The organism is Succinispira mobilis DSM 6222, assembly GCF_000384135.1.
GTDB lineage: Bacteria > Bacillota > Negativicutes > Acidaminococcales > Succinispiraceae > Succinispira > Succinispira mobilis.
Genome location: NZ_KB913028.1, coordinates 1,167,376 through 1,191,177, shown reverse-complemented (window position 1 = coordinate 1,191,177; position 23,802 = coordinate 1,167,376). Strand labels below are relative to the sequence as shown.

23 protein-coding genes and 1 riboswitch are annotated in these 23,802 nt (G+C 34.5%); of the genes, 5 read left to right on the top strand and 18 right to left on the bottom strand.

The annotated features are described in order from the left end of the window. Position 1: 1 nt before the first annotated feature. From SUCMO_RS0105675 to SUCMO_RS0105655, 5 genes are all read right to left on the bottom strand, one after another. Complete coding sequence (locus SUCMO_RS0105675; RefSeq protein ID WP_019879601.1) at positions 2-667, bottom strand: MgtC/SapB family protein; 666 nt, start codon at positions 665-667, stop codon at positions 2-4. Between the two features lie 112 nt (positions 668-779). Next, positions 780-1,853, bottom strand: a complete 1,074-nt coding sequence (locus tag SUCMO_RS0105670; RefSeq protein ID WP_019879600.1) for an extracellular solute-binding protein — start codon at positions 1,851-1,853, stop codon at positions 780-782. A gap of 60 nt (positions 1,854-1,913) precedes the next feature. After that, the gene (locus SUCMO_RS0105665; RefSeq protein ID WP_019879599.1) at positions 1,914-2,714 is read right to left on the bottom strand and encodes an ABC transporter permease; all 801 of its coding nucleotides are present in this window, start codon (positions 2,712-2,714) and stop codon (positions 1,914-1,916) included. After that, positions 2,695-3,552 carry an ABC transporter permease gene (locus tag SUCMO_RS0105660; protein ID WP_019879598.1) on the bottom strand — a complete coding sequence of 286 codons (858 nt, stop codon included), beginning with the start codon at positions 3,550-3,552 and terminating at the stop codon, positions 2,695-2,697. Before SUCMO_RS0105660 ends, SUCMO_RS0105665 begins: the two co-directional genes overlap by 20 nt. Next, positions 3,549-4,565, bottom strand: a complete 1,017-nt coding sequence (locus SUCMO_RS0105655) for an ABC transporter ATP-binding protein (protein WP_019879597.1) — start codon at positions 4,563-4,565, stop codon at positions 3,549-3,551. The genes SUCMO_RS0105660 and SUCMO_RS0105655 overlap by 4 nt, the downstream gene beginning before the upstream one ends. A gap of 166 nt (positions 4,566-4,731) precedes the next feature. On the opposite strand from SUCMO_RS0105655, the gene SUCMO_RS0105650 reads away from it, so the two are divergent. Next, a complete protein-coding gene (locus SUCMO_RS0105650; RefSeq protein WP_019879595.1) occupies positions 4,732-5,940 on the top strand; it encodes an exo-beta-N-acetylmuramidase NamZ family protein in 1,209 nt (402 codons plus the stop codon). Between the two features lie 74 nt (positions 5,941-6,014). Next, complete coding sequence (locus tag SUCMO_RS0105645) at positions 6,015-7,394, top strand: amidohydrolase family protein (RefSeq protein WP_019879594.1); 1,380 nt, start codon at positions 6,015-6,017, stop codon at positions 7,392-7,394. 61 nt (positions 7,395-7,455) lie between these two features. Here SUCMO_RS0105645 and SUCMO_RS0105640 read toward each other — a convergent pair whose 3' ends face one another. From SUCMO_RS0105640 to SUCMO_RS0105600, 9 genes are read right to left on the bottom strand one after another with little or no spacing between them, the layout of a single operon-like run. Beyond that, positions 7,456-8,859, bottom strand: coding sequence for an outer membrane protein assembly factor BamB family protein (locus SUCMO_RS0105640; protein ID WP_156819254.1), 1,404 nt, complete (start codon positions 8,857-8,859; stop codon positions 7,456-7,458). Next, positions 8,856-9,731 carry an energy-coupling factor transporter transmembrane component T family protein gene (locus SUCMO_RS0105635; protein WP_019879592.1) on the bottom strand — a complete coding sequence of 292 codons (876 nt, stop codon included), beginning with the start codon at positions 9,729-9,731 and terminating at the stop codon, positions 8,856-8,858. The genes SUCMO_RS0105640 and SUCMO_RS0105635 overlap by 4 nt, the downstream gene beginning before the upstream one ends. After that, positions 9,721-11,364, bottom strand: a complete 1,644-nt coding sequence (locus SUCMO_RS0105630; RefSeq protein WP_019879591.1) for an ABC transporter ATP-binding protein — start codon at positions 11,362-11,364, stop codon at positions 9,721-9,723. Before SUCMO_RS0105630 ends, SUCMO_RS0105635 begins: the two co-directional genes overlap by 11 nt. A 5-nt stretch (positions 11,365-11,369) precedes the next feature. After that, the gene (locus SUCMO_RS0105625; protein WP_019879590.1) at positions 11,370-13,013 is read right to left on the bottom strand and encodes a hypothetical protein; all 1,644 of its coding nucleotides are present in this window, start codon (positions 13,011-13,013) and stop codon (positions 11,370-11,372) included. A 21-nt stretch (positions 13,014-13,034) separates the two neighbouring features. After that, positions 13,035-13,790, bottom strand: a complete 756-nt coding sequence (locus tag SUCMO_RS0105620) for an ABC transporter permease (RefSeq protein ID WP_019879589.1) — start codon at positions 13,788-13,790, stop codon at positions 13,035-13,037. Continuing rightward, on the bottom strand, positions 13,783-14,622 hold the full coding sequence (locus SUCMO_RS0105615) for an ABC transporter ATP-binding protein (protein ID WP_019879588.1): 840 nt from the start codon (positions 14,620-14,622) through the stop codon (positions 13,783-13,785). Before SUCMO_RS0105615 ends, SUCMO_RS0105620 begins: the two co-directional genes overlap by 8 nt. Before the next feature lie 13 nt (positions 14,623-14,635). Further along, positions 14,636-15,400 carry an energy transducer TonB gene (locus SUCMO_RS10975; RefSeq protein ID WP_019879587.1) on the bottom strand — a complete coding sequence of 255 codons (765 nt, stop codon included), beginning with the start codon at positions 15,398-15,400 and terminating at the stop codon, positions 14,636-14,638. Positions 15,401-15,410: 10 nt separating this feature from the next. After that, positions 15,411-15,818, bottom strand: coding sequence for an ExbD/TolR family protein (locus SUCMO_RS0105605; protein ID WP_019879586.1), 408 nt, complete (start codon positions 15,816-15,818; stop codon positions 15,411-15,413). A gap of 2 nt (positions 15,819-15,820) precedes the next feature. Continuing rightward, complete coding sequence (locus tag SUCMO_RS0105600; protein WP_019879584.1) at positions 15,821-16,441, bottom strand: MotA/TolQ/ExbB proton channel family protein; 621 nt, start codon at positions 16,439-16,441, stop codon at positions 15,821-15,823. 180 nt (positions 16,442-16,621) lie between these two features. Continuing rightward, positions 16,622-16,796, bottom strand: a riboswitch (cobalamin riboswitch). 173 nt (positions 16,797-16,969) lie between these two features. On the opposite strand from SUCMO_RS0105600, the gene SUCMO_RS0105595 reads away from it, so the two are divergent. Continuing rightward, complete coding sequence (locus tag SUCMO_RS0105595; protein WP_019879583.1) at positions 16,970-17,236, top strand: hypothetical protein; 267 nt, start codon at positions 16,970-16,972, stop codon at positions 17,234-17,236. Positions 17,237-17,296: 60 nt separating this feature from the next. On the opposite strand, the gene SUCMO_RS0105590 is transcribed toward SUCMO_RS0105595, so the two are convergent. Next, on the bottom strand, positions 17,297-18,523 hold the full coding sequence (locus tag SUCMO_RS0105590) for an EAL and HDOD domain-containing protein (RefSeq protein ID WP_019879582.1): 1,227 nt from the start codon (positions 18,521-18,523) through the stop codon (positions 17,297-17,299). A 371-nt stretch (positions 18,524-18,894) separates the two neighbouring features. Between SUCMO_RS0105590 and SUCMO_RS0105585 the strand changes: the two genes are divergently transcribed. Both SUCMO_RS0105585 and SUCMO_RS0105580 read left to right on the top strand, forming a co-directional pair. Further along, positions 18,895-19,833 carry a TIM barrel protein gene (locus SUCMO_RS0105585; protein WP_019879581.1) on the top strand — a complete coding sequence of 313 codons (939 nt, stop codon included), beginning with the start codon at positions 18,895-18,897 and terminating at the stop codon, positions 19,831-19,833. 16 nt (positions 19,834-19,849) lie between these two features. Then, positions 19,850-20,686 carry an ABC transporter ATP-binding protein gene (locus SUCMO_RS0105580; RefSeq protein ID WP_019879580.1) on the top strand — a complete coding sequence of 279 codons (837 nt, stop codon included), beginning with the start codon at positions 19,850-19,852 and terminating at the stop codon, positions 20,684-20,686. Positions 20,687-20,732: 46 nt separating this feature from the next. Here the strand turns inward: SUCMO_RS0105580 and SUCMO_RS0105575 are convergent, their stop codons facing one another. From SUCMO_RS0105575 to SUCMO_RS0105565, 3 genes are read right to left on the bottom strand one after another with little or no spacing between them, the layout of a single operon-like run. Then, positions 20,733-21,782: a radical SAM/SPASM domain-containing protein gene (locus SUCMO_RS0105575; RefSeq protein WP_019879579.1), complete on the bottom strand. Its 1,050-nt coding sequence runs from the start codon at positions 21,780-21,782 to the stop codon at positions 20,733-20,735. 15 nt (positions 21,783-21,797) lie between these two features. Then, positions 21,798-22,832, bottom strand: a complete 1,035-nt coding sequence (locus SUCMO_RS0105570) for a FecCD family ABC transporter permease (protein WP_019879578.1) — start codon at positions 22,830-22,832, stop codon at positions 21,798-21,800. A gap of 15 nt (positions 22,833-22,847) precedes the next feature. Continuing rightward, a complete protein-coding gene (locus SUCMO_RS0105565) occupies positions 22,848-23,801 on the bottom strand; it encodes an ABC transporter substrate-binding protein (RefSeq protein WP_019879577.1) in 954 nt (317 codons plus the stop codon). Between the last annotated feature and the right edge of the window lies 1 nt (position 23,802).

Here is a 23,802-nt window from a genome sequence, read left to right as displayed (position 1 = left end):
TTTAGCTCAACCTAGTTATTTTTTCAACACAAGGCATTTTTACGATTTCTGTTAAAATATCATTAATATCTTCCTCACTAGATATTAACAATACTTCTAAAACAACGAGATTTTCTGAAAAAATCTCGTGTACTTCTATGCTTTTAATAGTGGCTTCATATTCTTCTATAAGCGAAGTAATAGTATTAATGTTACAACCTTCTTTAGTAGCAACGATTTTCAAAATTCCTTTAGTGCGCGGTCGAAAAATTTTATAAGCTCGCTCTAAGTGGGCAAATGATAACAAGACAATTAAAACTAATAATGTTGTTCCAGCGGCTAATTTTAACATGCCAGCTCCTGTTGCCATACCTATTCCTGCTACAATCCACAGGCTTGCTGCTGTTGTTAATCCTTTTACCGATGATCCTTTATTTAAAATTGTCCCTGCACCTAAAAATCCGATACCGCTTACTATTTGTGCCGCAATTCTAGCCGGATCTCGCACTCCGGTAGAATCAACAAAGCCATATATAGATACTAAAGTTATTAAAGTTGCACCTGTACATACCAAAATATGGGTACGAAAACCTGCTGGCCTTAATCCCCGTTCGCGCTCTAAACCAATAAGACCTCCTAAAATACAGGAAGTAATTATCCTTACGAACATATCCATATCACTTTGCATATCGCACCTCTTAATATTAAAATTCTAACATTAATTCTATCACATATTTTTTTGCTTGGTAAAGAAAAACAAGACTGTCTCAAAGTTTTTTGAGACAGTCTTGCTGAAAAACTTATTTGCCGGTTTTAATTTCTGTCCAAGAACGATCATAAAGTGGCAATTGACCACCTACATCCACTAGCCATTCACTATTTTCAATAGCAGCCAAACTAGTTTTAACAATCGGATTATCTCTATATTTTTCAGAATGTAATGCTAACGCATCTTTATCTGGATTTATATAGCCAATAGCTTCGTAATTTTTAATGCTCTGCTCTTTATCAAAAACAAAATTTATAAAGGCTTCTGCTAACTCTTTATTTTTTGCACCTTTAGGTATCGCTAAATTATCAGCCCAAATTGTAGCATTTTCTTTCGGAATAACAAAAGCTAAGCTCTTGTTATCTCGATTAGCAAATATGGCATCTCCCGACCACATGGTACCTATCCAAGCTTCTTCAGCTATAAATTTTTGTTTTATAGTATCAGTATCAAACGCTAGGATATTAGGAGCTAATTTTTTTATGTCATCAACAGCTAATTTAATTTCATTAGTGTCTTGGCTACTATTCGAAAAACCATTTTTCTTAAGTCCCATGCCAATAACTTCACGAGAATCATTTAATAATATTGTTCTACCCTTATACTCAGATTTCCACAAATCTGCCCAACTACTAGGCGTTTCTTTTACATATTTAGTATTATAAACTATCCCAGTAATCCCCCAAGTATAAACAGCTGAATATTTACCTTCTGGATCATAAGGTGGTTTCTTAAAAAGTGTATTACGCACTTTTACATTGGGCATTTTATCCTTATTTAACTCTTCTAGTAACCCTAATTTGATCATTGTCGCGACCATATAGTCTGAAGGCTGGATTAAATCATATTGTGCTCCACCTGCTTGAATTTTAGCTAGTAATTCTTCATTATTAGCAAACACATCATAATTAACCTTACAATTATACTTTTTCTCAAACTCTGCAATCAGTTCTGGACTATAAATATCTGGCCAACTATAAATATTCAAAACTTTATTACTTTTCGAGTCTTTAACCTTGTCTTGCTTAACATTACCACCGCATCCTGCAATAACTAATGCAAACATAAGCAATAAAAGTAAATAAAAACAACCCTTTTTTTTCATAACTCAATTATCAGCCCCTTAAATTTAATTATTTATTATCAGCTATACAGCAAATAATCTTTAATTTTTTTTACTATGCTTACTTGCAGCAAATCCATCTTGTAAAAAATGTGCTCCTACCACAAGTAAAACTGTAAATAAAACCATAATTGTCGATAGTGCATTTATTTCGGGGGTAATGCCTCGTTTAACCATAGCATAAATATATAATGGCAAAGTTGTTGAATTAGGTCCTGCAACAAAGAAACTAATTACAAAATCGTCTATCGATAAAGTAAAAGCCATTAACGCCCCTGCAATAATTCCTGGCATTATTATTGGCAAAGTTACATATCTAAAAGTTTGCCAAGGTGTTGCATAAAGGTCTTGAGCAGCTTCTTCTAGTTCACTACTCATACCTTCTAAGCGAGCACTTACCGTAATAATTACAAAAGACAAACAAAATGTTATATGAGCCAAAATTAAAGTGAATTTGCCTAAAGGCATTTGCAACTGGGCAAATAAAACTAATAATGATAAGCCCATAACAATTTCAGGAATTAAAATTGGCATATACAACAAAGCATTAACAGCCGTGTTCATTTTAAATTTATATTTTTTCAAAGCTAACGCGGCCATGGTTCCTAGGCCAGTAGAAAATATTGTTGAAAAAAAAGCAATTATTAAACTATTAAATAAAGCATCTAAAACACGGCGATTTTCAAATAATGACATATACCAATCTAATGTCCACCCAGTCCAAGTTGCATTTATTCTCGATGCATTGAAAGAATACATTGCCAAAATCAGCATTGGGAGATAAAGAAAAGCCAAGATAGCCATAGAATAAGCCATCAAAGCACTATGCCGCCAAGTTCGCATTATTCTTCCCTCCTTTTTGCATGCTCGTTGCTTTGTTGTATAAAACTATTAGCACCAAGGATAAAACTGCAAGAACAATCGATAGGGCTGAACCAAATGGCCAATCACGCGCAGACAAAAATTGATTTTGAATTACATTCCCAATCAAAGCTGATTTAGCACCACCCATAATATCTGGAACTACAAACATTCCTAGTGAAGATATAAAAACTAAAATTGAACCAGCCACAACGCCCGGCATAGTAAGTGGCAATGTAATATTGAAAAAAGTTTTAGCTGGTGAGGCACCTAAATCATACGCTGCTTCTAATAAGCGTCCATCTAGTTGTTCAATAGAAACATAAATTGGCAAAACCATAAATGGCAATAGCGCATATATCATTCCTAACATTACTGCACTACTGTTGTACAATAATGACAAAGGTTGCTCAATTACTCCTATATGCAATAGAAACGTATTTAAAATTCCTTGCGTTCTTAAAATTATAACCCAAGCATAAGAACGCACTAGAAAGTTAATCCAAAATGGAATCATAACTAAAATCAAACCAATTTGCTGATATTTGCCCGTCAAGCGTGCAATTGTATAAGCTAGTGGATAACCTAATAAAAATGTAGCAACTGTAGTTACCAATGCAACTAAAATTGTTTGAAAGAATATTTCTACGTAGAGAGGTTCTAAAAATCTTAAATAGTTATTTAGGGTGAACTCAAAAACTAGTTGCCCGTAAGGCGTTCTTCCAATAAAAGAAACAATCACTACAAAAAACAAAGGAATCGCAAAAAAAATCAACAACCAAAAAATGGCTGGCAAAACCATATGTTTTCCCTTAATCATCGTGTTAGCTTCACCTCGTCTTGCGGATACCACCACAAACCAACGCGTTCGTTGATTTGCCAACGGCGTACATCATCAAAATATTGATATGCTACCACAACTTCCTTACTATCATCTAGTTGAATGAAAACTTTATCTAATGTTCCATAAAAAACAATATCAGTAATTTTGCCAAAGTATTTCGACTTAGGGTGTGGGACATAGTTTGGTAAGTTGCTTTCTAAATCTTCGTTTTCATCTGAAAGATAGATTTTTTCTGGTCTTAATGCAATTATGCCTTCAGCACTTGTTAGAAAATTGCTTTCACCAATAAACTCAGCAACAAACTTAGTTGCTGGATAATGATAAATCGTGTTAGGGTCTGCGTCTTGTTCAATAACCCCTTTGTTCATTACAACTATTCGGTCAGACATAGTTAAAGCTTCTTCTTGATCATGAGTTACATAAATAAATGTTAGACCTAAGCGTTTCTGCAACTTTTTCAACTCTAGTTGCAAACTTTTGCGCAATTGATAATCTAAAGCTCCAAGTGGTTCATCTAACAGTAAAACTTTGGGGTTATTTACAACTGCTCTAGCTATTGCTACTCTCTGTTGTTGTCCCCCACTCAACTGTTTGGGTCTGCGATAACGTAACTCTTCAAGTTGGGTTAAAGCAATAACTTGATCAACTCTTTTTTGTTGCTCATCACTAGCAACATTTTTCATTTTTAAACCAAATTTAATATTATCTTCCACCGTCATATGTGGAAACAAAGCATATTGTTGAAAAACCATATTTACATCTCTTTTATATGGTGGTAAATTAGTAACATCCTTACCATCTAGAAATATGCTGCCACTTGTAGGCTGTTCTAACCCTGCAATCATTCTTAATAATGTTGTTTTTCCACAACCAGATGGTCCTAAAAAAGTAATAAACTCGCCATCATTGATTGTTAAGTTCAAGCCAGGGATAATCACACTCGAATCAAATTGTTTAAAAATTTCTTTAACACAAACCATTTCTTTCATATTTTACCAACAACTCTCTTTCCTTGATTATCAGTAAAATTACCCCTATACTAAATATGGAATAATATCGATTAATTATAACATCTTTTCAAAAAAAATAAAGATGTTATTTCGAAAAAAAATCTTAAAAGCTAGAATAAAATTGAAATCTAAGGAGATTAACTGCATGAGGAAAATTATTTCTACTATTATCATACTATTTCTAAGTTTTTCTATCAATATTGCAAATGCACAAAAAACAAATATTATTCTTGGTATTGAACGAATTAGCGAGTATAAAGAGCTTTTTCAAGGCCAAAGGATAGGTTTAATCACCAATCCTACTGGAATTGATAAAAATCTTAAGTCATCCGTAGAAATCTTTTCGGAATGTACAAATATAACTGCAATTTTTTCACCAGAACATGGTTTTTTAGGACAAATTTCCGCAGGTGATAATATAAATAATGGTTATAGTCTTGAATATAACTTACCCATATATACTTTATATGGCAATACTAAAAAACCTACCCCAGATATGCTAAAAAACATTGATGTTTTAGTTTTCGATATTCAAGACATAGGCACAAGACATTATACTTATGTTTCCACAATGGCTTATGCTATGCAAGCGGCCCAGGAAAACAAGAAAAAATTCGTAGTTTTAGATCGACCTAACCCACTTAGCGGTATAATGCAAGGTCCGATATTAAAGTCTGGCAATGAGTCTTTTATCGGTTTGTATCCCTTACCACTTAGACATGGAATGACCGTAGGCGAGTTAGCACTGCTTTTCAACAAAGAATATGGTATTAATGCTGACTTAACCGTAATTCCTATGCTCGGTTGGCAACGTCAACTATATTTTGATGAAACTAATTTACCTTGGGTTATGACTTCACCAAATATCCCAACACTTAATGCTGCTTTATTGTATTCTTGCACAGGTTTATTTGGCGGCATTAATGCTTCGGAAGGCATTGGCACAACGCTACCATTTGAGCTCGTGGGCTTGCCTAATATTGATCCTTATAAATTTGCACGAGAAATGAATTCCTTGTCTTTACCAGGGGTGTTTTTTCGTCCGATTAGCTTTATGCCTAAATTTGGCAAATTCTCAGGACAAACTTGTGCTGGAGCACAAATCCATATTACCAATCGTCAAACCTTTAATGCTGCGCAAACCGGTTTTCAAATAATTAAAGTTTTAGAAAAACTATCATCTGCAAATGAATTTTGGCTAAACCGTAATACAACTTCCCGTAAAATAGATATTTTACTTGGAGAAAACAGTATTTATAGTAACACTGAAACAAATTCAGAAGTTTTTGCACGTTGGGATAAGGAGCTAGTGACATTTAGGAAAATTGCCAGCAAGTATTTTTTATACCAATAGTCATAATTTTATCCAATAGTAATTTGCATACCTTGTTTATTTTTGCTAATATTTACAAAGAAGAAGGTGAAAAAATGCTATATGATCTTTTATTAAAAGCTGGGAAACTCGTAGATTATGCTACCAATACTGAGTCTTACTGCGATATTGCCATTAAAGATGGGCTCATCCAACTTGTCGCTCCAGAAATTTCTCCAAGTAAAGCAGCTGAGGTATTTGATTTAACTGGGAAAATTGTTTTTGCAGGCATTATTGATCCTCACGTACATTTAGCTTCTGAGTATGGTGGAGCAAGAGGACATACAATGTTAGCACGTGCTGGGGTAACTACAGCCTTGGATATGGCTGGGTTAGTTGAGGATGTTTTTAAAATTGCCAGCCAAAATGGTGCAGGCTTAAATATTGCCTGTCTAAATCAAATAAAACCTAATTTAACGGTTAACAACTCTAACCCTTCAGCCGCAGAGTTACAGTTGCTGTTACGTAAAACCCGAGAAAGCGGCGGTATTGGCTTGAAAATCTTAGGTGGGCACTATCCTTTAACACCTCAAAGTATTAGTGATGCAATCGATATTTGCGAACAAGAACATGCCTATATCGCTTTTCATGCGGGTAGTACTAATTCTGGCTCTAACATCAAAGGCGCTTTAGAAGCAATTAGCCTAGCTGCAAACAACAGACTACATCTTGCACATGCTAATAGCTATTGTCGCGGGGCAATTTACGATTGTCTTGAGGAAAGTAACTTACTTATCCAAGCCTTGAAGGCTAACCCTAACATAAAAAGCGAATCATATCTTTCAGCGATGAACGGTACTTCTGCTTTTATCGAAAATGACGAAATCGCTAGTGAAGTCACAAAAAATTGTCTCAAAGCAGGAGGATATCCTTTATCTAGAACCGGCATGCAACAAGCTATCTTTGATGGCTGGGCCAACATAAATATGTTAACAGCAGATGCCGTTATTCTAGCTAGTGGTACTAAAGCTATAGAATACTGGCAAAATAATCCTCACGCAACAGTTAGTTTTCCGGTTAATCCTTTAACTTCTCGCTTAGCGATGGCTACGGCAAAAAAAGATAATAATGAGTTTGTCGTTGATTGCATTAGCACTGATGGCGGCGGAATTCCCCGCAATGAAATTTTAAGTACTGGTTTACGCCTAGTAGAACTTGGAGCTTTCACTCTAAAAGAATTCAATAAAAAAACAAGCTATAATCCCGCTAAAATGCTGTATTTAAAAAACAAAGGCAGCATCCAAGAAGGTTATGATGCTGATATTACGGTCGTTGATCCGCAGGAAAAAGCGGCTTATCTAACTATCGTTAATGGCTGTTTAAATATGTATCGTGGTTATATCTTGAAAAAATCTTCAACAATTGTTACTTCAGCTTATGGTCTTAAACACTTGCAACAATATAATGTTAAGACAACCTTGATAAACATAGAATAGCCTTAACAGATATTTTAAACAACAAAAAGCTCATTATAAAGAAAGAGCTTTTTGTTGTTTATTATTTACTTACAGTATAAATATTCAAACGATAGGCCCCAATTGTTTTTCCATCAGGAGTCAAGGCCCCAGCTTCAATAGCAGCTATTGTTTTTCCATCCTGCGAAATTGCTACGGCTTGAGTCGGGCCGGCACTTTTAAAAAAATGGGTTTTTTCTCCAGTTTTAGGATCTAATACCGCAACTCCATGTACCCCGTAGTTATGCGTCCGCACATTTCGTCCAATAGCGCAAGCTATGACCATCTTATTTATGGCTAATTGCTCTACCATACCCGAAAATCGCACCTTATATTTTAACTCTCCTTTAACATCAAAGCAAAAAATACTATTGTCGCCAGGATGTTCAACAGGCGTTGGTAACTGCCAGTTAGCCCGATTAAACGTATTAATAGTTGTAAAAATTATCCCGGTATCTGTTATATAAGCATCTCTTGCACTAGCATTTATCCAAGCACCATCTATTAATTGTGGTTTGGATAAATTTCTTTCCCATAAAATTTCACCCCGATCATTTAACAGTAGTCCTCGACCATCACTAGTACTTGCTGCTAACAAAGTGCCATTGGCATTAAAATTAGGACTACTACGCATTACAGTATTACTAAAAGGTTCGATAGGTTTAATTTTTTGGCTAACTAACAACTCGCCTGTATTTTGACTCAAAAAATACAGGCTATCTTGATATTTCATCTCGTCGCGTAGTTCATAAGCCGAGGTAGAAACTACAATTTGCTCTTTACCGCCTAAAGCAGACCAGTTAGCCCAGCTATCCATAACTTCTTGAGCTGGATATTTCCACTTTACCTGACCTTGCTGATTTAGAGCAACTATTCTGGCAAAATACTCGCGACTGCTATCTGCATTCATTAAAAAACGATACGCAATCAAGTATACATTTTTTTCTTCATCTACATTAATATGCATAATTCCTGGTAAAGAACGCTGTTCAGATTTTGAACCAATAACTTCAGAACTTGCATATTTCCAAACAATTTCTCCGGAAATAATATCAACAGCATATATATAGCCCATTGAGCTTTGTTCGCCAATAAATGCGATTGTACCCTCATTATTTACGGCTAGAGAAGTTAGTTTTGCTGTGCCTAAGGCTCTTTTCCATAGAATTTCTCCAGACTGATTAATCGATAAAATTTCTCCTTTATCCGTACCCACCAACCAAGTATTATTGCTTTTAACATATTCTACCAAGCCTTTGGTAAAGCCCATGCGATCATAATTTTCTACTGCGATATCTCCCAAGGAAACGCTGGCAATTGCACTATTTTCTTTGGTGCTAAAAATATACCAAGGTTTATTTTCACTTGTTAGATTTAATAGAATTAACCACGATAATGCTAAAAATAAAACAGGCATTATTTTTTTTATTTGTTTAATTATCCTCATAAATAATTCTTTGTCCAATCATAAATATTTCTTAAACTTCCAAAATAAATACCTTGCTCGCTCATATAGTAAACGCCTTTGGCAAACAAGAAGAAAATTAATATTAAACCTAACAGAGAACACAGAATTTGTTCGCTTTTAGGCCAAATCTCTCTTGCTAGAGCTGTCCTAGAAAAAATACCCCGACTTGTTACAGATAACGCCAAAGTTTGAGCTCGCCGCAAGGTTCTAGCCATTAAGGGTTTGAAAATATATGGAAGATGCAACAAAATACTGTTTCTATTCTTTTTGCAATTAGCTCTTAGTTTTAAGGCCGTCAGTACTTCATTTGCCTCAGCTGCTAATACCGGCAAAAATCTTATTGCCGTAACTAGCATAAAAGCTAATTGGCTAGATAAACCCCAATTAACCAGGGCTTGTAGTAATTGACGCGGGTCAGAATTCCAGCAAACTAGTAAACCCATCGTCAACATTAAAGCGGACCGTAAGCCTTGTACTGCTCCGTAAATAATTCCTTCTTGGTAGATATTTATTCCACCAGTTAGCGAACCAATTAAAGGTGTCTGTGGTTGAATTAAAGTTATTAAAATTGTGCGCGGTGTTTGTGCAAAAAACAATGCTTGACTTAGCATCGAACCCCAAAGTCCTAATAAAATCAGAATTGCCAAAAGTCGCCATTTCACAAACGATAAATGACTAAAAAAATGTAAACTAAGTGCGAAAGTAAAAAGAAGAAATAAACTGCGGGGATTATCCACAATTATTGCCATAAAAGAAAAGAAAAATAGAACACATAATTTCGTTTCTCCCGAAAGCTTTGCAATATAATTGTCTTGCTTATCACAACCTTCCCAAATTTGCCTAACGGACATATTCAAAGACCTCCTCGACAGTTATACAGGGAGGTATTTGTAATTTTTCAGATACTTCCAACATTGGTGGTTGACTAACTCCACACTGATTTAAGTTTTCTTTCATAACTAGAACCTGTTTACTAGCTCCTTGACTTATAATACAACCTTGATTTAATAAAATAACCCGATCCGCTATTTGCGCAGCCAATTCTACATCATGAGTACAAAAAAGCACACCTCCTATTTCTTTAAACAGTTTAATGACCTTTTTTATGTCATTAAGACTCTCTTGGTCTTGCCCAGTAGTAGGCTCATCAAGTAAAAGAATTTTGGGTTCCCGAGCTAAAATACTAGCCAACACTACCCGTAGGCGTTGCCCTTTGCTTAAGGCCAGGGGAAAATCATCTGTCAAGTCTTCTAACCCTAATTGTTTTATAAGCATCAGGTATTTAGTATTGTCCAATTTTTTGTTTTTCCAATAAATTTCTTCGCGCACTGTGTCAGCTAACAGCATTAAATCTGGCTCTTGTCTTAAAAAACCTAGTTTATAACTATTGACTTCGATACTACCACCTAAAATATCAATTTCACCTTGATAGTTTTTAATTAATCCGGCAATTAAATTTAAAATAGTACTTTTCCCAGCACCATTGCTACCCATTAAGGCCACAACTTCCCCTTGTTTTAAATAAAAATTCACACCCTGCAAAGTTTCTTTTTGAGAGTTGGGGTAAGTGTAATGTAAATTATTAATTTTCATTAATAGTTCTTCATTCCTAGGCGGTATGGGTGTTGAAATTATCTGTTGAGCATAGGCGCTTTGAGTAAACTGGTACTTATTGGTAATTTCAGTTGCTAACTCTTCTAAATCCAAATAATATCGTCCTAACTTTAAAGTTTTTGCCAGTCTAATTAACTCTGGCTCACGCAAGCCAAAAAAAATTTTCTGGCTTACTTCACTCCACAGTGTTTTTAATTTTCCATCATATACAACTTTGCCTGCTTCTAAAAATACTATCCGTTCAAAATAATTAATTAATTCATGAACACGATGCTCAACAATGATAATCGTCATATTTAATTTTTTATTTAAAGCACTTAATAACTCTAAAAACGCTAATACCCCCGCAGGGTTCATTTGACTAATTGGTTCATCGAGTATTAAAATTTGAGGCTTACTAACAATAACAGAAGCTAACGCTAATCTTTGGCGTTGTCCACCTGACAATGTATGAATACTACGTTTTTCTAAACCTGCAAGCCCTACTTGCTTTAGAGCCCAAGTAACTTGTTTGGTTATATCTTCTGCCAAAAAATTTTGATTTTCTAAAATAAAAGCAACTTCATCTGCTACCGACATTGCAAACAACTGATCGTCTGGTGTTTGATAAACTGTACCTATCTTTAAGCCAATTTCAGCAATCGACATGTCGTGCAAGTTTTCAGAATTTAGCTTAACCTGGCCTTTAAGTTCTCCCTTACTATCTTTGCTCAATAAGCCGTTCATAACTTTTAAGAGAGTTGATTTTCCACATCCTGTACGACCAGCTATCAACAGCATTTCCCCTTGATTAATTTGCAAGTCAATGTCCCGCAAAGTAAATTTCAGGCGATTTTTATATCTATAGCTAATTTTGCTTAAATCGAGCATTATTTCTATTCCCCCATTATCTGCTGCAGTTTATCACCTAATTTAAAACCTAGATAGGAGCCAATACTACTGTATAAAATTCCATTAAATAGCATATGCAAACCTATATACCAACTTGCATAATAAAGGCGATAAAAAAACATCATCTGTTCTAAGTTAACATAAGTAATACTCGCATCTGTAATTCCTAATGCTAAAGATATCGCAATTATTCGGCGCTTACTAATTGTTGCTGGTTTATAAAAATTGGTAATTTGCAAAGCAATTTCAATAAAAACTATGTTTACAGCACACATCAGCAGGCCTAAAGGCGTTATTCGACCAAATAATAGTGCCGCTAGCAATAATTTCAATAAAAAAAATAAAGCAACTACGCCAGCTTCTCTATATAAAACCAGTAATGCCACTAATAAACTATATAAAACAATCCCGCTTAATAAACCTGTTATTAAACCAGAAAAAGGGCCTAAAAAAACTTGCAATAAATCGCCTAAAAATGTGGTCGGCACAGTTATGCAACCAAAACTAATTGCCGCAAATAAAGCAATAGTAATTGCACCTTTAGCAGCAATTTTTGCTATAGTTGTTTTTAATTTATACATAAGCAAGATCAAAGTTAAAAAACTAGCACAAGATATGGCTAAGGCGTACATTCCAGAAACCCTGTTTTTAATTATTTTTATCGGAACTTCTCTAATTTTATCTTCTTGTCCGCTACTTAAAGTAAGCTTCAGAACATACTCCCCAGGAATAATTTGCGCATAATCAATATATAAAGGTAAAGTAAAAATTTGATTTTTTTTACCTGTTAAGGCTAGTAAAGCTAAACTTGCTGTATCGCCTGTTTGATTGTAATTTTCTTGATTTTCATTTACTTGTCCAGCTGTCGTTAAACCTGGCAATACTTTTCCAGTATTTTTATCTAATAACTCTGCTCTGAATTTTACTAACCTAGTATCCATATTAGGGTTACGCAGTTCTAAAGATACAAAGGTAGCTGGATGGTTATATACTTTACTCCAATTTACGACACCTTCACCGAGAAACTTATTACGTAAAGTTTCCAAACTAATATCTTTAATATAAATAGTTCCCGCATCAACTCGGTCATCTTTAATACCATTACTATCTACAGGCAAAACAAAATTGTGAATATACCAGTTTTCTTTGATTAATTTTTTTGAATCACTAGTTTTACTTTGTAGTTCGCCTAGAATATGCTGGAAGCTAATATCTTTAGTTATTTCTTCGGTACTCGACTTAAGCTTTACATAAATTTTTTTTTCTCCTAAAGGTAAGTTTGGCAAAGCTTTAAAATACAATAACTCAAAATTATTTCCATAAGCCGGTTCTATTTTAAATGTTTTTTTCAAAAGATAACTATTTTCAGTCTCTAAAACTTGCCAATCAGCTTTAGCTATTTCTAAGTTTTTGGGAATATTAATTTCTACTTCAACTATATCTGCTTGTTTGTTGTTTCTATTTTCAATATTTAGATATAAAGCTTTAGTGCTATAAGTTGCAATGCTTTCTTCTAGATTCTCACTAAGTAAATAAGGAAATTTCGCCTCTAAAGAAATGTTTTGGGCAAAAACAAGGCTTACATTTTGCAAAAAAAATATTCCTAATAATATTAAGATTTTCAACATTAAAATTTTCCTTTATCTGTTTTATTCTCTGCTTTTTTTCAGAAGCAATTTATGCGCATACACAGATGTTATTAATAAATAAATTATTAATATGCAAATAAATTTATAATCATAACTTTCACCTTGTGCTAGAGCACGCAAAAGATTGGCTGCAGGTGTAAGAGGCAAAATGCCCACTAAATTTTTTATATATGCAGGAAACACCTCCGTACTAAAAAATGTTCCGCATAAAAAAGACATCGGCATTAAGATATACGAGCTAAAATTGTTTAGTTCTTCACTGCTCATTACTCTCAAGCCAACCACTAAGCCAATAGCTGCAAAAACTGCTGAATTAAGCAATAACACGGCAAAAAATCCTATGCCAAAAATCAATTTCAAATCTAGTACAAAGGCAATAAGCAAAATAATGCTACTAGATAAAATGGCCCGAAATACGCCTGTTAAAATTTTGCCAATAATAATAGCGCGCGGATTAATTGGCGCAATTAAAAAGTTTTCTAAAGTCTTATAATAAATGCGTGAAATAGCTAAAGGATGAGCTACTGTATTATAAGCAATGTTCATTGAGTTTAAAGCAATCATCCCCGGAATAATAAATTCAAGATAATTGCCAGTTCCTAAATTAACATTTTTACCTAGCCCAAAACCAAAAGCAACAATATAAAGGATAGGTGTAATCATGCGTGATAATAAAAATTTTAAAAAGCTTTTTTTAAAACTTATCCAGTCTTGCCACAAAATAGTATAAATATCATAGGTAATTTCTCTAATCATTTAATTTTCTTCCTGTTAATTCCACGAATACATCTTCTAGATTACTGGTTTTAATTCTACTTTCCATGTCTAATTTGCTTGTAAATAATTTTGCCTCATTTAAATGTTGAAAGAATTTAGTTTTTCTTTGTGTTTTTTCGAACCATTCAACAAGATACTTTCCGCACTTACTTTTTAATAGTTCTACTTCATCTAGTGCTAGCAACTTACCGCGTTGCATTATTGCCACCCGTTGGCACAGTTCCTCTGCTTCTTCAATATAGTGTGTTGTCAAAACTATGGTCATCCCCTCTTTATTTTTCAGTCTAATACTATCCCAAATTTTCCTTCGCACCTGTGCATCTAAGCCTACAGTTGGTTCGTCAAGAAATAAAATTTTCGGATTATGCATTAAAGCAGCGCCTATCATTAGACGCCGCTTCATGCCCCCAGAATAGTTTTTCACTAAACGATCTGCATGATCTTCTAGTTCCATAAATTCTAGCGTGCTATTAATAATTTCCTGTTGTTTTGAGGGATTTATATGGTATAAGCGGGCATGCAAAATCAAGTTTTCCCGCGCTGTTAGTTCATGTTCCAAGCTAAAATGTTGCGGTACCACACCAATTAAAGGCTTAATTTTAGTGGGATTTTGGAAAATATCTTCATTAGCAATATAAACTTTTCCCGAATTTATTTGACTAATTAAAGTCATAATTCGCATAGTTGTGGTTTTTCCAGCTCCATTAGAGCCTAATAAGCCAAATATCTCCGCTGGTCTAATATGAAGTGATAAATTGTCTACAGCGATATTTTGAGCAAATTTTTTATTTACTTCTTGAAGTTTAATCATTTTTCCCTCGCGTTTAACGGTTATTTAAACTAAAATTAATTGTTCTAGTAACATAGCAAGCTACTTTCTTGCCAAAAGCATTTTTGGCTGCAGAAAATTGCCATTTCCAAACTTCTTTGAGCGCTGCATTATCCAAAACCTCACTACCGGAAGAGGCTATAACTTGCACATCAGATACTTCACCGTCTGCATCTACCCTAATGCGCAAGCCAACTTGTCCAGTTATTCCAGCTTGTCGCGCTTGACTAGGATAAGCTGGGTTAGAGCTTCGTAATAGGCGTGGAGGAATACTAACTTGATTTCCTGAACCACTCCCGGTGCCCGTGCCACTGCCCGAACCTGAACCACTGCCTGAACCTGAACCTGAACCACTGCCTGAACCTGAACCTGAACCAGAGCCACTACCTGAGCCTGAACCGCTACCTGAACCACTCCCAGCAACTTCTGTGGCTTCTGCGTTTTCAAAACCATTATCAACAACTTCTGTTGTAGGTGCTACTTCTGGTGAGCTAATACTATCTTTAGAGTAATCTGCCACTACAGTTCGCTCAGATATTGCTTGTCTACTCTCCGAAGTTAAAGGCTTAGCCGGGCTAGGATTATAAACAGGTGAGCTGCCACCACCGCCGCCACCACCTGCAATATCAACAAAAGTTATTTCTAACATTTTACTTTGCTTATGCAAACTCGAAAATATTCCTGAAAATGCTAATGCTAAGATAAGTAGCCCATGAAAAGCAACCGAGCTAATTAGTCCGATATTTGCTCTTTTATTCATAATTTTTTATTCACACCCCACTATCTGTAGCTAATCCAAAACGCGTAATTCCTGCCCCTTTTATTTGATCTAAAAGTTTTACTACCTTGCCATAATCAATATTTTTATCCGCTCTAATTATAATAGCAAAATTAGGATTATTATTTTTTTCAATTTTTGCTTGCATAAGTAAGTTGCTTAAATCTATTTTCTTATCTTCTAACCACAAACTTCCATCTTCTTTCATGGTAACGGAAAAAGTGCTTTTCACTTCTAAAGTAGTATTTGTTGCTGTGGGTAATTTTATTGGAATAGTTTTTAATTCAATCATATACATAGTTCCCAACATAAAAAACACTAATAAAAAAAACATTATATCTATCATCGGAATTATCATTAGCTCAGGCGGCTTTATAATTCGGCGATCTCTTAGTCTCATAGCTACAAATCTCCTCTATCTATTTGTTCATTTAACTTACTCCCACATTCTTCAATATTAGTAATCATTGAATCTAAGCGTTGGGCAAAATAAGAATGGGCTACTAAGGCTAAAACTGCCACACAAATACCTGTAGCCGTCGCAATTAGTGCCTCGCCAATTCCTGCTGTAATTGCTGTTGGTTGTCCAGCTTGAAGATCAAAAACACTAAACGAAGATATCATTCCTACTATAGTTCCTAATAACCCCAATAATGGCGCCATTGTTACTATAACGCCCAAGTAGCTTAATCTAAAACGCAACCGGGCAATTATCATACATGCTTCACTTTCCATAAAAGCAGTAATATTTTTTTGGCCTTGTTCCACTCGTTGCATACTCGCAACTAAAATTCTCGCATTTTCTCCTGCAGTATTGCTTGCTAGTGTTAAAGCTTGCTCCCACTCATTATTGCGCAAATACTGACAAAATCTTTCTGAAAAATCATTCCCAGAGTCTACACTTTTAAAATAAAGCCATCTTTCTACCGCGACTGCGATCACTATCATTGAACAAACTAATAATGGATACATTACTAGTCCACCTTTGTGAAAATACTCCAAAGTTTGCATTACTGAATTCATGTTCATCCCCCAAAATTTCATATTAATTTGTGAACTTCTCCTAAATACCTGCCTTGATATCCTAACAAAAATAAAACACCTTCTCATTAATATTACGAGAAGGTGTTAATTGTGGTTTATGCAAATTAAAAGAATTCCTAAAAAATCCTTTATCAATTACCACCTATCACTCGTAGGTACAAAGGTAATTAATTATGGGTAGTTCTCCTGACTCTAGTTCATCGCTTCTTTAACCTTCCCAAGTTTCCTCAGTGGTATCTTTAAAGTCGCTCCCTATCACAGTGGCGGGACCGTGCCGGTTTTTACCGGACTTTTCTATTAAGCCCTTACGGGCACCTATAATTTATATTATTCAGTTTTAGTTTCACATTTACACTTCAGTATAGCATTGTTAAATATAAGTGTCAATAATACTATTTTGACGTTGTCGCTCTCTAATAGGCGTACTAGCTTGTTTTTATTTAAAGTATATGCTATTATTTAGTCAAAACTACCTTCTAAATATTATATTTAAAGGAGGCTTTAAAAATGTCTTTTTATATTAGCTTTCAAAGTGAACTGACAAAGAGCATTTTGCAAATTGCAGATAGTTATGCTAACAAGGTTGACAGTTTGGTCTGTTTCCATTATGGTCAAGCTATGGCCTTTACTAAAATGTTAAACAATTTTTACCCGGGAGAGTTTTCCAAAGAACAAGCTAATTTGCGCGAAAGTATCCACCAACAAATTAAAGCAAGATACGGTGAAACAATTTACCTAAATCTAAAAGAAGAATATCTTAATCAAATAATTTAACAATAAATATCCAATAAACAGAAGCACTAATTTATAAATTAGTGCTTCTGTTTATTGGAACTATATTACAAAATCATTTCCCCATAAAATCGCTTCTCGATAAACCGCACTTATATAAGTGCCATTAATACCTAAGCGACTAGCATAATAAAAATATTTATCCCAAATACCTTTTTCATAGTTTTCCACTAACATTAGTAATAAAAATAGTATACTGGTTTTGTCTTCACCGATTAATACATTACGAATACTTTTATCTAAATTTATTTCTTCAAGTATTTCTTGCATAGTACTGTTTAACAGAACATCAATATAAGAAAACATTCCCATTAAAAATGCTGGAGCCATTAATTCTGGTTTCAGTTCTTGTGCTAGTTTTTCTAGAAACTTTGCTCTAACTAAGGATTCCACGACTAAATCACCTGGTTTATCTTCTGCAATATTTTTCAAGGCAATAATTGATAGCCATTTAACTAATTCAACTTCCCCTAATAATGCTAGTACCTGCTTTATAGATTTAATTTTACATCTAAACCCAAAAAATGAAGAATTAATGAATTTAAGTAATTTAAAAGTTAAAGAAACATCATTTTTAATTAACTCTTCAAGTTTATAGAAATCAATTTGCTTTTTGTTTAATTCTTTTAAAATTTGCATGTAAATAATTTTATTAGTAGGAATACTTTTTCTAGATACAATTACAGGCTTGGAAAAAAAATAACCTTGAAAATATGAATAACCCATTTCTACGGCAATTTTAAATTCGGCATAAGTCTCTACCTTTTCGGCTAACCAGTTTATATTTAAATTTTTACAGGCTCTCATCAATTTCACTTGCTGTTGTGGTGAAGTTGTTTTAAAGTCAATTTTTATAATATCAGCCAATTCTACAAATGGATTGAGTGTTTCCGTGATAATAAAATCATCTAAAACAATCATATAGCCCTTTTCCTTTAAATTTTTACAAATTTGATAAGTTTCTTGATCATCTGGTGCAATATTTTCTAAAAGTTCTACTACTACTTTGTCTTGTGGTAACATTAAAGGCAAGTCATTTTTTAAACAGTTATCAGTAAAATTGATAAAAGCTTTTTTGCCTTTAGTTAAGGTTTCAAAACCTAATGCTAAAAAGGTATTAGAAACTAAATCATACGTTGCTTGATCTGCACTGTTTTCATTGAAATTATCCTGAGCATTACTTCTAAACAATAATTCATACGCATATATTTTTAAATTTCGATCAAATATGGGCTGTCTTGCTACATGGATTTCGCGAATGCTATTCATTCTATCAACTCCTTAAAGGAATTCTCCAGAGTCGGTATTATTTATTAATTTATAATATCTTAATCATAATTATATTATAAATTACAAAAAATTACATTATTTTATTTCCATATCTATATTTGACATTAACAATTTATTATAATATACTCTAGAACAGATACAATTTAATAATATGACTCAATTTAGGTAAGTTCGGTTATGCCGACGCGGTCACGCCACTGTTAAGCTTAAAAAAGCTTAGTAAAGCCAGGAAACCTATCTTGTGTATTACTTTTACCTACGAGAGATAGGTGGTAATTTAAACATTTCATCATTAAATCACCTACTAAATCTTTAGTTTGGTGGTTTTTATTTTTTCAGAGGAATTATATATGAAAGAACTAATAAACTATTGTGAATTGCCCCATGGTCATAATCCTAAACCTCTATTAGACATTAATGCTTATCTTCAAGCAGAAAATTTAAACGGAATTGAATTAATGCTTTACAAAAATGATGCTTTGCCCTGCAATTCGCTTGATAAAATTTTAGGTATACATTTAAAATATTGGCCGTTCTGGATGGATTTTTGGAATAATAATACTGAAGCTCTGAAAATGCAATTTGCTTGTCAACAAGATCTTATAAGTTACTTTGGGAACGCCACTTCTACTGAAGCTTGGCTTGCTTATATCAAAGATCACATAAGGGCAGCTTTAGCTTTAAACCCTGAATACCTTGTATGGCATGTGGCAAATGCTGATTATCAAGAAGCATTTACCTTGAACTTTCGCTATTCTGATGCTGAAGTTTTAGCCTGTACAACAGAACTGTTTAATTCCATAGCTGAGATTATTCCCGCAACTACTTTAGTATTATTTGAAAATCTCTGGTGGCCTGGTTTGCGTCTAACAAATAAAGAACAAGTAGATAGTTTTTTAGCGCAAATAAATCATCCTCATACCGGAATAATGCTCGACTTAGGTCATTTGCTGAATACTAATTGCGAGTTACAAAATGAAGTAGAGGCTTATGCCTACGCGCTAAGTGTTCTTGAGCAGCTAGGTGAAACCTGCAAGCAAATAAAAGGTGTACATTTAAGTTGTTCGCTTTCTGGATATTACGTTAAAAGTTTTGAAAAAAAATTTCCCAATAACACCCCGATATTTAAGCATATAACCCAAATAGACCAACATCGCCCTTGTCAAAATTCTGAACTAAAAAAAATTATTAACCTAATACAGCCCCAATACTTAGTTCATGAATTGTATTACAATGATTTTCAAGAATTGAGTAGTCTCCTTAAAATACAACGTAACGCTTTTAAATAAGAGGAGTTTTAAGTTTATGAATAAAATTTTAGAAGTATCTAGCTTAGCGGCTGGTTATAAAAGTAAACCAATACTTACAAATGTTAATTTTAAAGTAGATCCAGGTGAAATAATTGGCATAATAGGACCTAATGGCGCTGGGAAAACTACGCTTTTAAAAACAATTCGTGGGCTTTTGCCCATTCAAAATGGTATTGTTAAAATCGATAATATTGAAGTGGAAAAATTGTCAGCGCGGGAATTTTCTAAAAAAGTAGCTTATTTACAGCAAAATGTCGAAATAACCTTTGGTTATACAGCAAAAGAAATTGTTACCGCTGGGCGCTATCCATATTTAAAATGGTGGCAACAAGAACGTCCTGAAGATGCAGAAATAGTTGAATCTTGCATGCAATATACTGGAATTATTCAATATCAAGATACTACCATGGATAAAGTTTCTGGAGGACAAAAACAACGTATTTTGCTCGCTAAGGTTCTCGCCCAACAAACGCCACTGCTTTTTTTAGACGAACCTACTACAGGCTTAGATATTGTTTATCAAGAAGATATTTTTAGCTTTTGCAAAACTCTAGCACACGCGGGCAAAACAATTTTAATGGTTGTGCACGATCTTAACTTAGCTTACAAATATTGTTCACGGTTACTGTTAGTTGCCAACGGTGGAGTTGTAGTTGATGGAACACCAGATCATGTAATTACAGAGGAAAATCTAAGCCAAGCCTATAAGGTTCCTCTACGCTTATATAAAAACCCTGTAACCGGTGGGATTGAAATAACTACACAAATAACTGCGACTACACAACATCAAAAAAATAGTTTATTAAAAAAAATCTGTTGTCAAGTTTGCTAAACACACAAAAAATCGCTCTATACTAAAAAAGTATAAAGCGATTTTTTCATGTGTTTAATTGTTTTTTACTTAAAAATTTTTTTATCGACTGCTTTTTTAAAGCACATTCTGCTTCATATAGTTGTTTATCACCGCTTCCATACCAACGAGCAAAACACCCACCGCCACAGAGCTTAAAGCTAGCACAGCTTTCACAAAAATTCATGCTAGTTCGGATTTTTGCTTCAACCTGCGCTTGTAATTCTGTGCAAAGTCCCTTATAAACATTGCCCAAATAAAAATCTTGATTACCTACCAAAGATGAACACGCATAAATGTCGCCGCCAGCATCTACAAAAATCGCGTTCCCATTCATTGCATAACAATGTCCAAAATATTCATCAATTCCTTTATTCAATGTAGCTACCCGCTCTAGCTGTGCAATAGTTATTTTTATTCCTGTAAGTTTGTGTAACTGTTCTGTAAGTGCATATACCTTTGGCAATATTATATCTAGTTCTCTGGCACTAGCTGGAGCTAGCATTTCGCCTCGGCCTTGGCCACGCAATAAATCAAATCCAATTTTTCGAACATTACCCAAATAGTAAGCCATCTCGATTATACCTAATAAATCATTTACATTTTCGCTTGTAACTACACATGTTATACCTGTAGCAATATTATTTCTACGCAGTACTTCAATACCTGCTAAAATTGTTGCTGTTGCACCAGAACCATTTTTTAACTTACGCAATTTATTATTCACTGGCGCGCGCCCATCTAAACTAACGCCTATAGCAACTTTATGTGCATAGAGAAATTTAGCTATTTTATCTGTAAGTAGCGACGCATTAGTCTGTATTTGTACTTTTATTTTTAGCTGCTTGGCTTCTATATATGTAATAAGTTGTTCAATAAGTTCAAAAGCTAAAAGCGGTTCTCCCCCGCTTAGTTGTAATACTAGCTCTTCCCCTTCTTGATATGCTAAATTTATCGCCGCTACTGCTGTCTCAAAACTCATCTTTTGGCTTTGATGTTCCGAGGCATAACAATACACGCAAGCAAAATTACATTCACCAGTTAAGCTTAAAACTAACAGTTTTATTTTTTTTCTCATTAACTCCATAATCCTTTATTTAGTGTTTTGCATTTTGCGCAAAAGATATAAAAAATAAGGTGTTCCTAGTAAGGCAGTCATTATCCCTACCCGCACTTCAGCTGGTGGAATTATAACTCTCCCTAAAGTATCACAGGCTACTAAAAACATCCCACCAGCTAATGCTGTAACTGGCAATAAAACTCGATGATCTGGTCCGACCATCATCCTCATCATATGCGGTACTATCAGCCCCACAAAACCAATATTGCCACTTACACATACCGCTGTAGCTGTTGTCAACGAGGCTACAAATAATAAAAATAACCTAAAAGGAACCACTGGCATCCCAACCGCTCTAGCCTCTACTTCACCTAAAGCCAAAATATTTAAATGTCGGCCTAAAGAGCAAAGAATTATAATACCTATAAGTATTGGCCCTACCGCTAAGTAAACATGTTCCCAGCGGCGATAATCTAGCCCTCCGACCATCCAAAATAAATATTGCTGTAGCTTTTGTTCGTTCATAAAAGTCAACAAGCCTGAGGTCATTGCACCTAATAACATCCCGACGGCAACTCCCGACAGCAACAGGGTCATTACCGGTATTTTACCATTACGCATTGCTAAAAAAACTGTTATGGCTACAGCACAAATTGAACCTAAAAAAGCAAACATCGGCATATAAAACATCCCTAAGCTAGTCAAACCTAAGGCAATAGCAAATACTGCTCCTGTCGCCGCTCCACTAGATACGCCAATAATGCCTGGATCTGCTAAAGGGTTACTAAATAAACCTTGCATAACTGCGCCTGAAATTGCTAAAGCGGCGCCTACCATTAAGCCAACTAAGGTTCGTGGCAAGCGAATATGCCATAAAACTGCTTTCTGTTCTGGTGTAAAAGGCACTTGTAATAAATCCTTAAAACCAATTTCACTAAATATTATTGCTAAAGCATTAGCTAAGGGTATATCAAATTGCCCCCATATTAAAGACATACATGCTACTACTACAAAGGCGATAATTAAGGCAATTATTATTTTGGCATTTTTTTGCCAATTATTATTCATAAATCATTCTCCTAACTAAAACAGTTCTGGATAAGCCAACTGAGCTAATTTTTCTATTGATTCAGCAATATGCTGCGAGGCAACATAGCGATATTTATCTGAAAACATGTACACTTGGCGATTTCTTAGCGCTTGAATGTTTTGCAATGCAGGGTCTTTGAGAAATTCACTTTTATAATTTTCTGGATTATTCACAGCTTCACTACTCCAAGTAGGCAGTAAAATTATTTCTGGATTTGCCGCAATAATTTTTTCTTTCGACAAAGAGGAACTACCTTTACTCAAACCCTGTTCAGCTGCAGAATTTCTCAATTTAGCTTTTTGGAAAATCACATCTAGTAAGCTCCCTGATCTGCCAATTGCACCAATATAAGACATTGCCATAACAGTTTTTCGGTCGGATTGAGAAAGCGGTTGCAATTTAGTTGCAACTTTATCAATCCGCTGTTGCATCTGAGCAATAAGCATTTGTCCTTTGGTTTCTTCAGCTACAACTTTTGAAATGCCTTGTATTTTAGCAGACATTTCTTCTAAATTTTGCGGACTACAAGCCACATAAACTTTCAAATCCATAAGTCTTAAATTTTTTACTAAATCTGGGTTAGTTGCTGTCGAAACAATAACTAAATCTGGGTTAAATCCTAAAATATTTTCCATACTTTCTAAACTTCTTCCTTGCACCAAACTTGCTTCTTTAGGTTGCAAAAAAGTTATTTTTGTATCATCGGCCCAACGACTTAGCGCTACTATTTTTTGGGGTGAAACTAGGCCAAATAAAATTTCATCAGTCCCATAAGTTAAAGACACTATTCGCTGCGGTGGCTTGGGCATATAAAAAACAACCCCTGTATCATCTACCACTTTATAGCCCATATTAGTGATTTTTTTTGGATCTGTTACACCACAAGCCGAACTCATAATCCCCCAAATACACAAAAATAGTAAAACCATAGTTTTTTTTAGTAACATC

What these genes read in the sequence shown, in the direction of transcription:
- SUCMO_RS0105655 (WP_019879597.1), bottom strand. Translation starts at nt 4,565, where the DNA reads ATGAAAGAAATGGTTTGTGTTAAAGAAATTTTTAAACAATTTGATTCG.
- SUCMO_RS0105570 (WP_019879578.1), bottom strand. Translation starts at nt 22,832, where the DNA reads ATGAATAATAATTGGCAAAAAAATGCCAAAATAATAATTGCCTTAATT.
- SUCMO_RS0105565 (WP_019879577.1), bottom strand. Translation starts at nt 23,801, where the DNA reads ATGTTACTAAAAAAAACTATGGTTTTACTATTTTTGTGTATTTGGGGG.
- SUCMO_RS0105600 (WP_019879584.1), bottom strand. Translation starts at nt 16,441, where the DNA reads ATGAATTCAGTAATGCAAACTTTGGAGTATTTTCACAAAGGTGGACTA.
- SUCMO_RS10975 (WP_019879587.1), bottom strand. Translation starts at nt 15,400, where the DNA reads ATGAATAAAAGAGCAAATATCGGACTAATTAGCTCGGTTGCTTTTCAT.
- SUCMO_RS0105675 (WP_019879601.1), bottom strand. Translation starts at nt 667, where the DNA reads ATGCAAAGTGATATGGATATGTTCGTAAGGATAATTACTTCCTGTATT.
- SUCMO_RS0105665 (WP_019879599.1), bottom strand. Translation starts at nt 2,714, where the DNA reads ATGCGAACTTGGCGGCATAGTGCTTTGATGGCTTATTCTATGGCTATC.
- SUCMO_RS0105670 (WP_019879600.1), bottom strand. Translation starts at nt 1,853, where the DNA reads ATGAAAAAAAAGGGTTGTTTTTATTTACTTTTATTGCTTATGTTTGCA.
- SUCMO_RS0105615 (WP_019879588.1), bottom strand. Translation starts at nt 14,622, where the DNA reads ATGATTAAACTTCAAGAAGTAAATAAAAAATTTGCTCAAAATATCGCT.
- SUCMO_RS0105595 (WP_019879583.1), top strand. Translation starts at nt 16,970, where the DNA reads ATGTCTTTTTATATTAGCTTTCAAAGTGAACTGACAAAGAGCATTTTG.
- SUCMO_RS0105660 (WP_019879598.1), bottom strand. Translation starts at nt 3,552, where the DNA reads ATGATTAAGGGAAAACATATGGTTTTGCCAGCCATTTTTTGGTTGTTG.
- SUCMO_RS0105650 (WP_019879595.1), top strand. Translation starts at nt 4,732, where the DNA reads ATGAGGAAAATTATTTCTACTATTATCATACTATTTCTAAGTTTTTCT.
- SUCMO_RS0105625 (WP_019879590.1), bottom strand. Translation starts at nt 13,013, where the DNA reads ATGTTGAAAATCTTAATATTATTAGGAATATTTTTTTTGCAAAATGTA.
- SUCMO_RS0105635 (WP_019879592.1), bottom strand. Translation starts at nt 9,731, where the DNA reads ATGTCCGTTAGGCAAATTTGGGAAGGTTGTGATAAGCAAGACAATTAT.
- SUCMO_RS0105590 (WP_019879582.1), bottom strand. Translation starts at nt 18,523, where the DNA reads ATGAATAGCATTCGCGAAATCCATGTAGCAAGACAGCCCATATTTGAT.
- SUCMO_RS0105630 (WP_019879591.1), bottom strand. Translation starts at nt 11,364, where the DNA reads ATGCTCGATTTAAGCAAAATTAGCTATAGATATAAAAATCGCCTGAAA.
- SUCMO_RS0105575 (WP_019879579.1), bottom strand. Translation starts at nt 21,782, where the DNA reads ATGAGAAAAAAAATAAAACTGTTAGTTTTAAGCTTAACTGGTGAATGT.
- SUCMO_RS0105580 (WP_019879580.1), top strand. Translation starts at nt 19,850, where the DNA reads ATGAATAAAATTTTAGAAGTATCTAGCTTAGCGGCTGGTTATAAAAGT.
- SUCMO_RS0105620 (WP_019879589.1), bottom strand. Translation starts at nt 13,790, where the DNA reads ATGATTAGAGAAATTACCTATGATATTTATACTATTTTGTGGCAAGAC.
- SUCMO_RS0105605 (WP_019879586.1), bottom strand. Translation starts at nt 15,818, where the DNA reads ATGAGACTAAGAGATCGCCGAATTATAAAGCCGCCTGAGCTAATGATA.
- SUCMO_RS0105645 (WP_019879594.1), top strand. Translation starts at nt 6,015, where the DNA reads ATGCTATATGATCTTTTATTAAAAGCTGGGAAACTCGTAGATTATGCT.
- SUCMO_RS0105585 (WP_019879581.1), top strand. Translation starts at nt 18,895, where the DNA reads ATGAAAGAACTAATAAACTATTGTGAATTGCCCCATGGTCATAATCCT.
- SUCMO_RS0105640 (WP_156819254.1), bottom strand. Translation starts at nt 8,859, where the DNA reads ATGAGGATAATTAAACAAATAAAAAAAATAATGCCTGTTTTATTTTTA.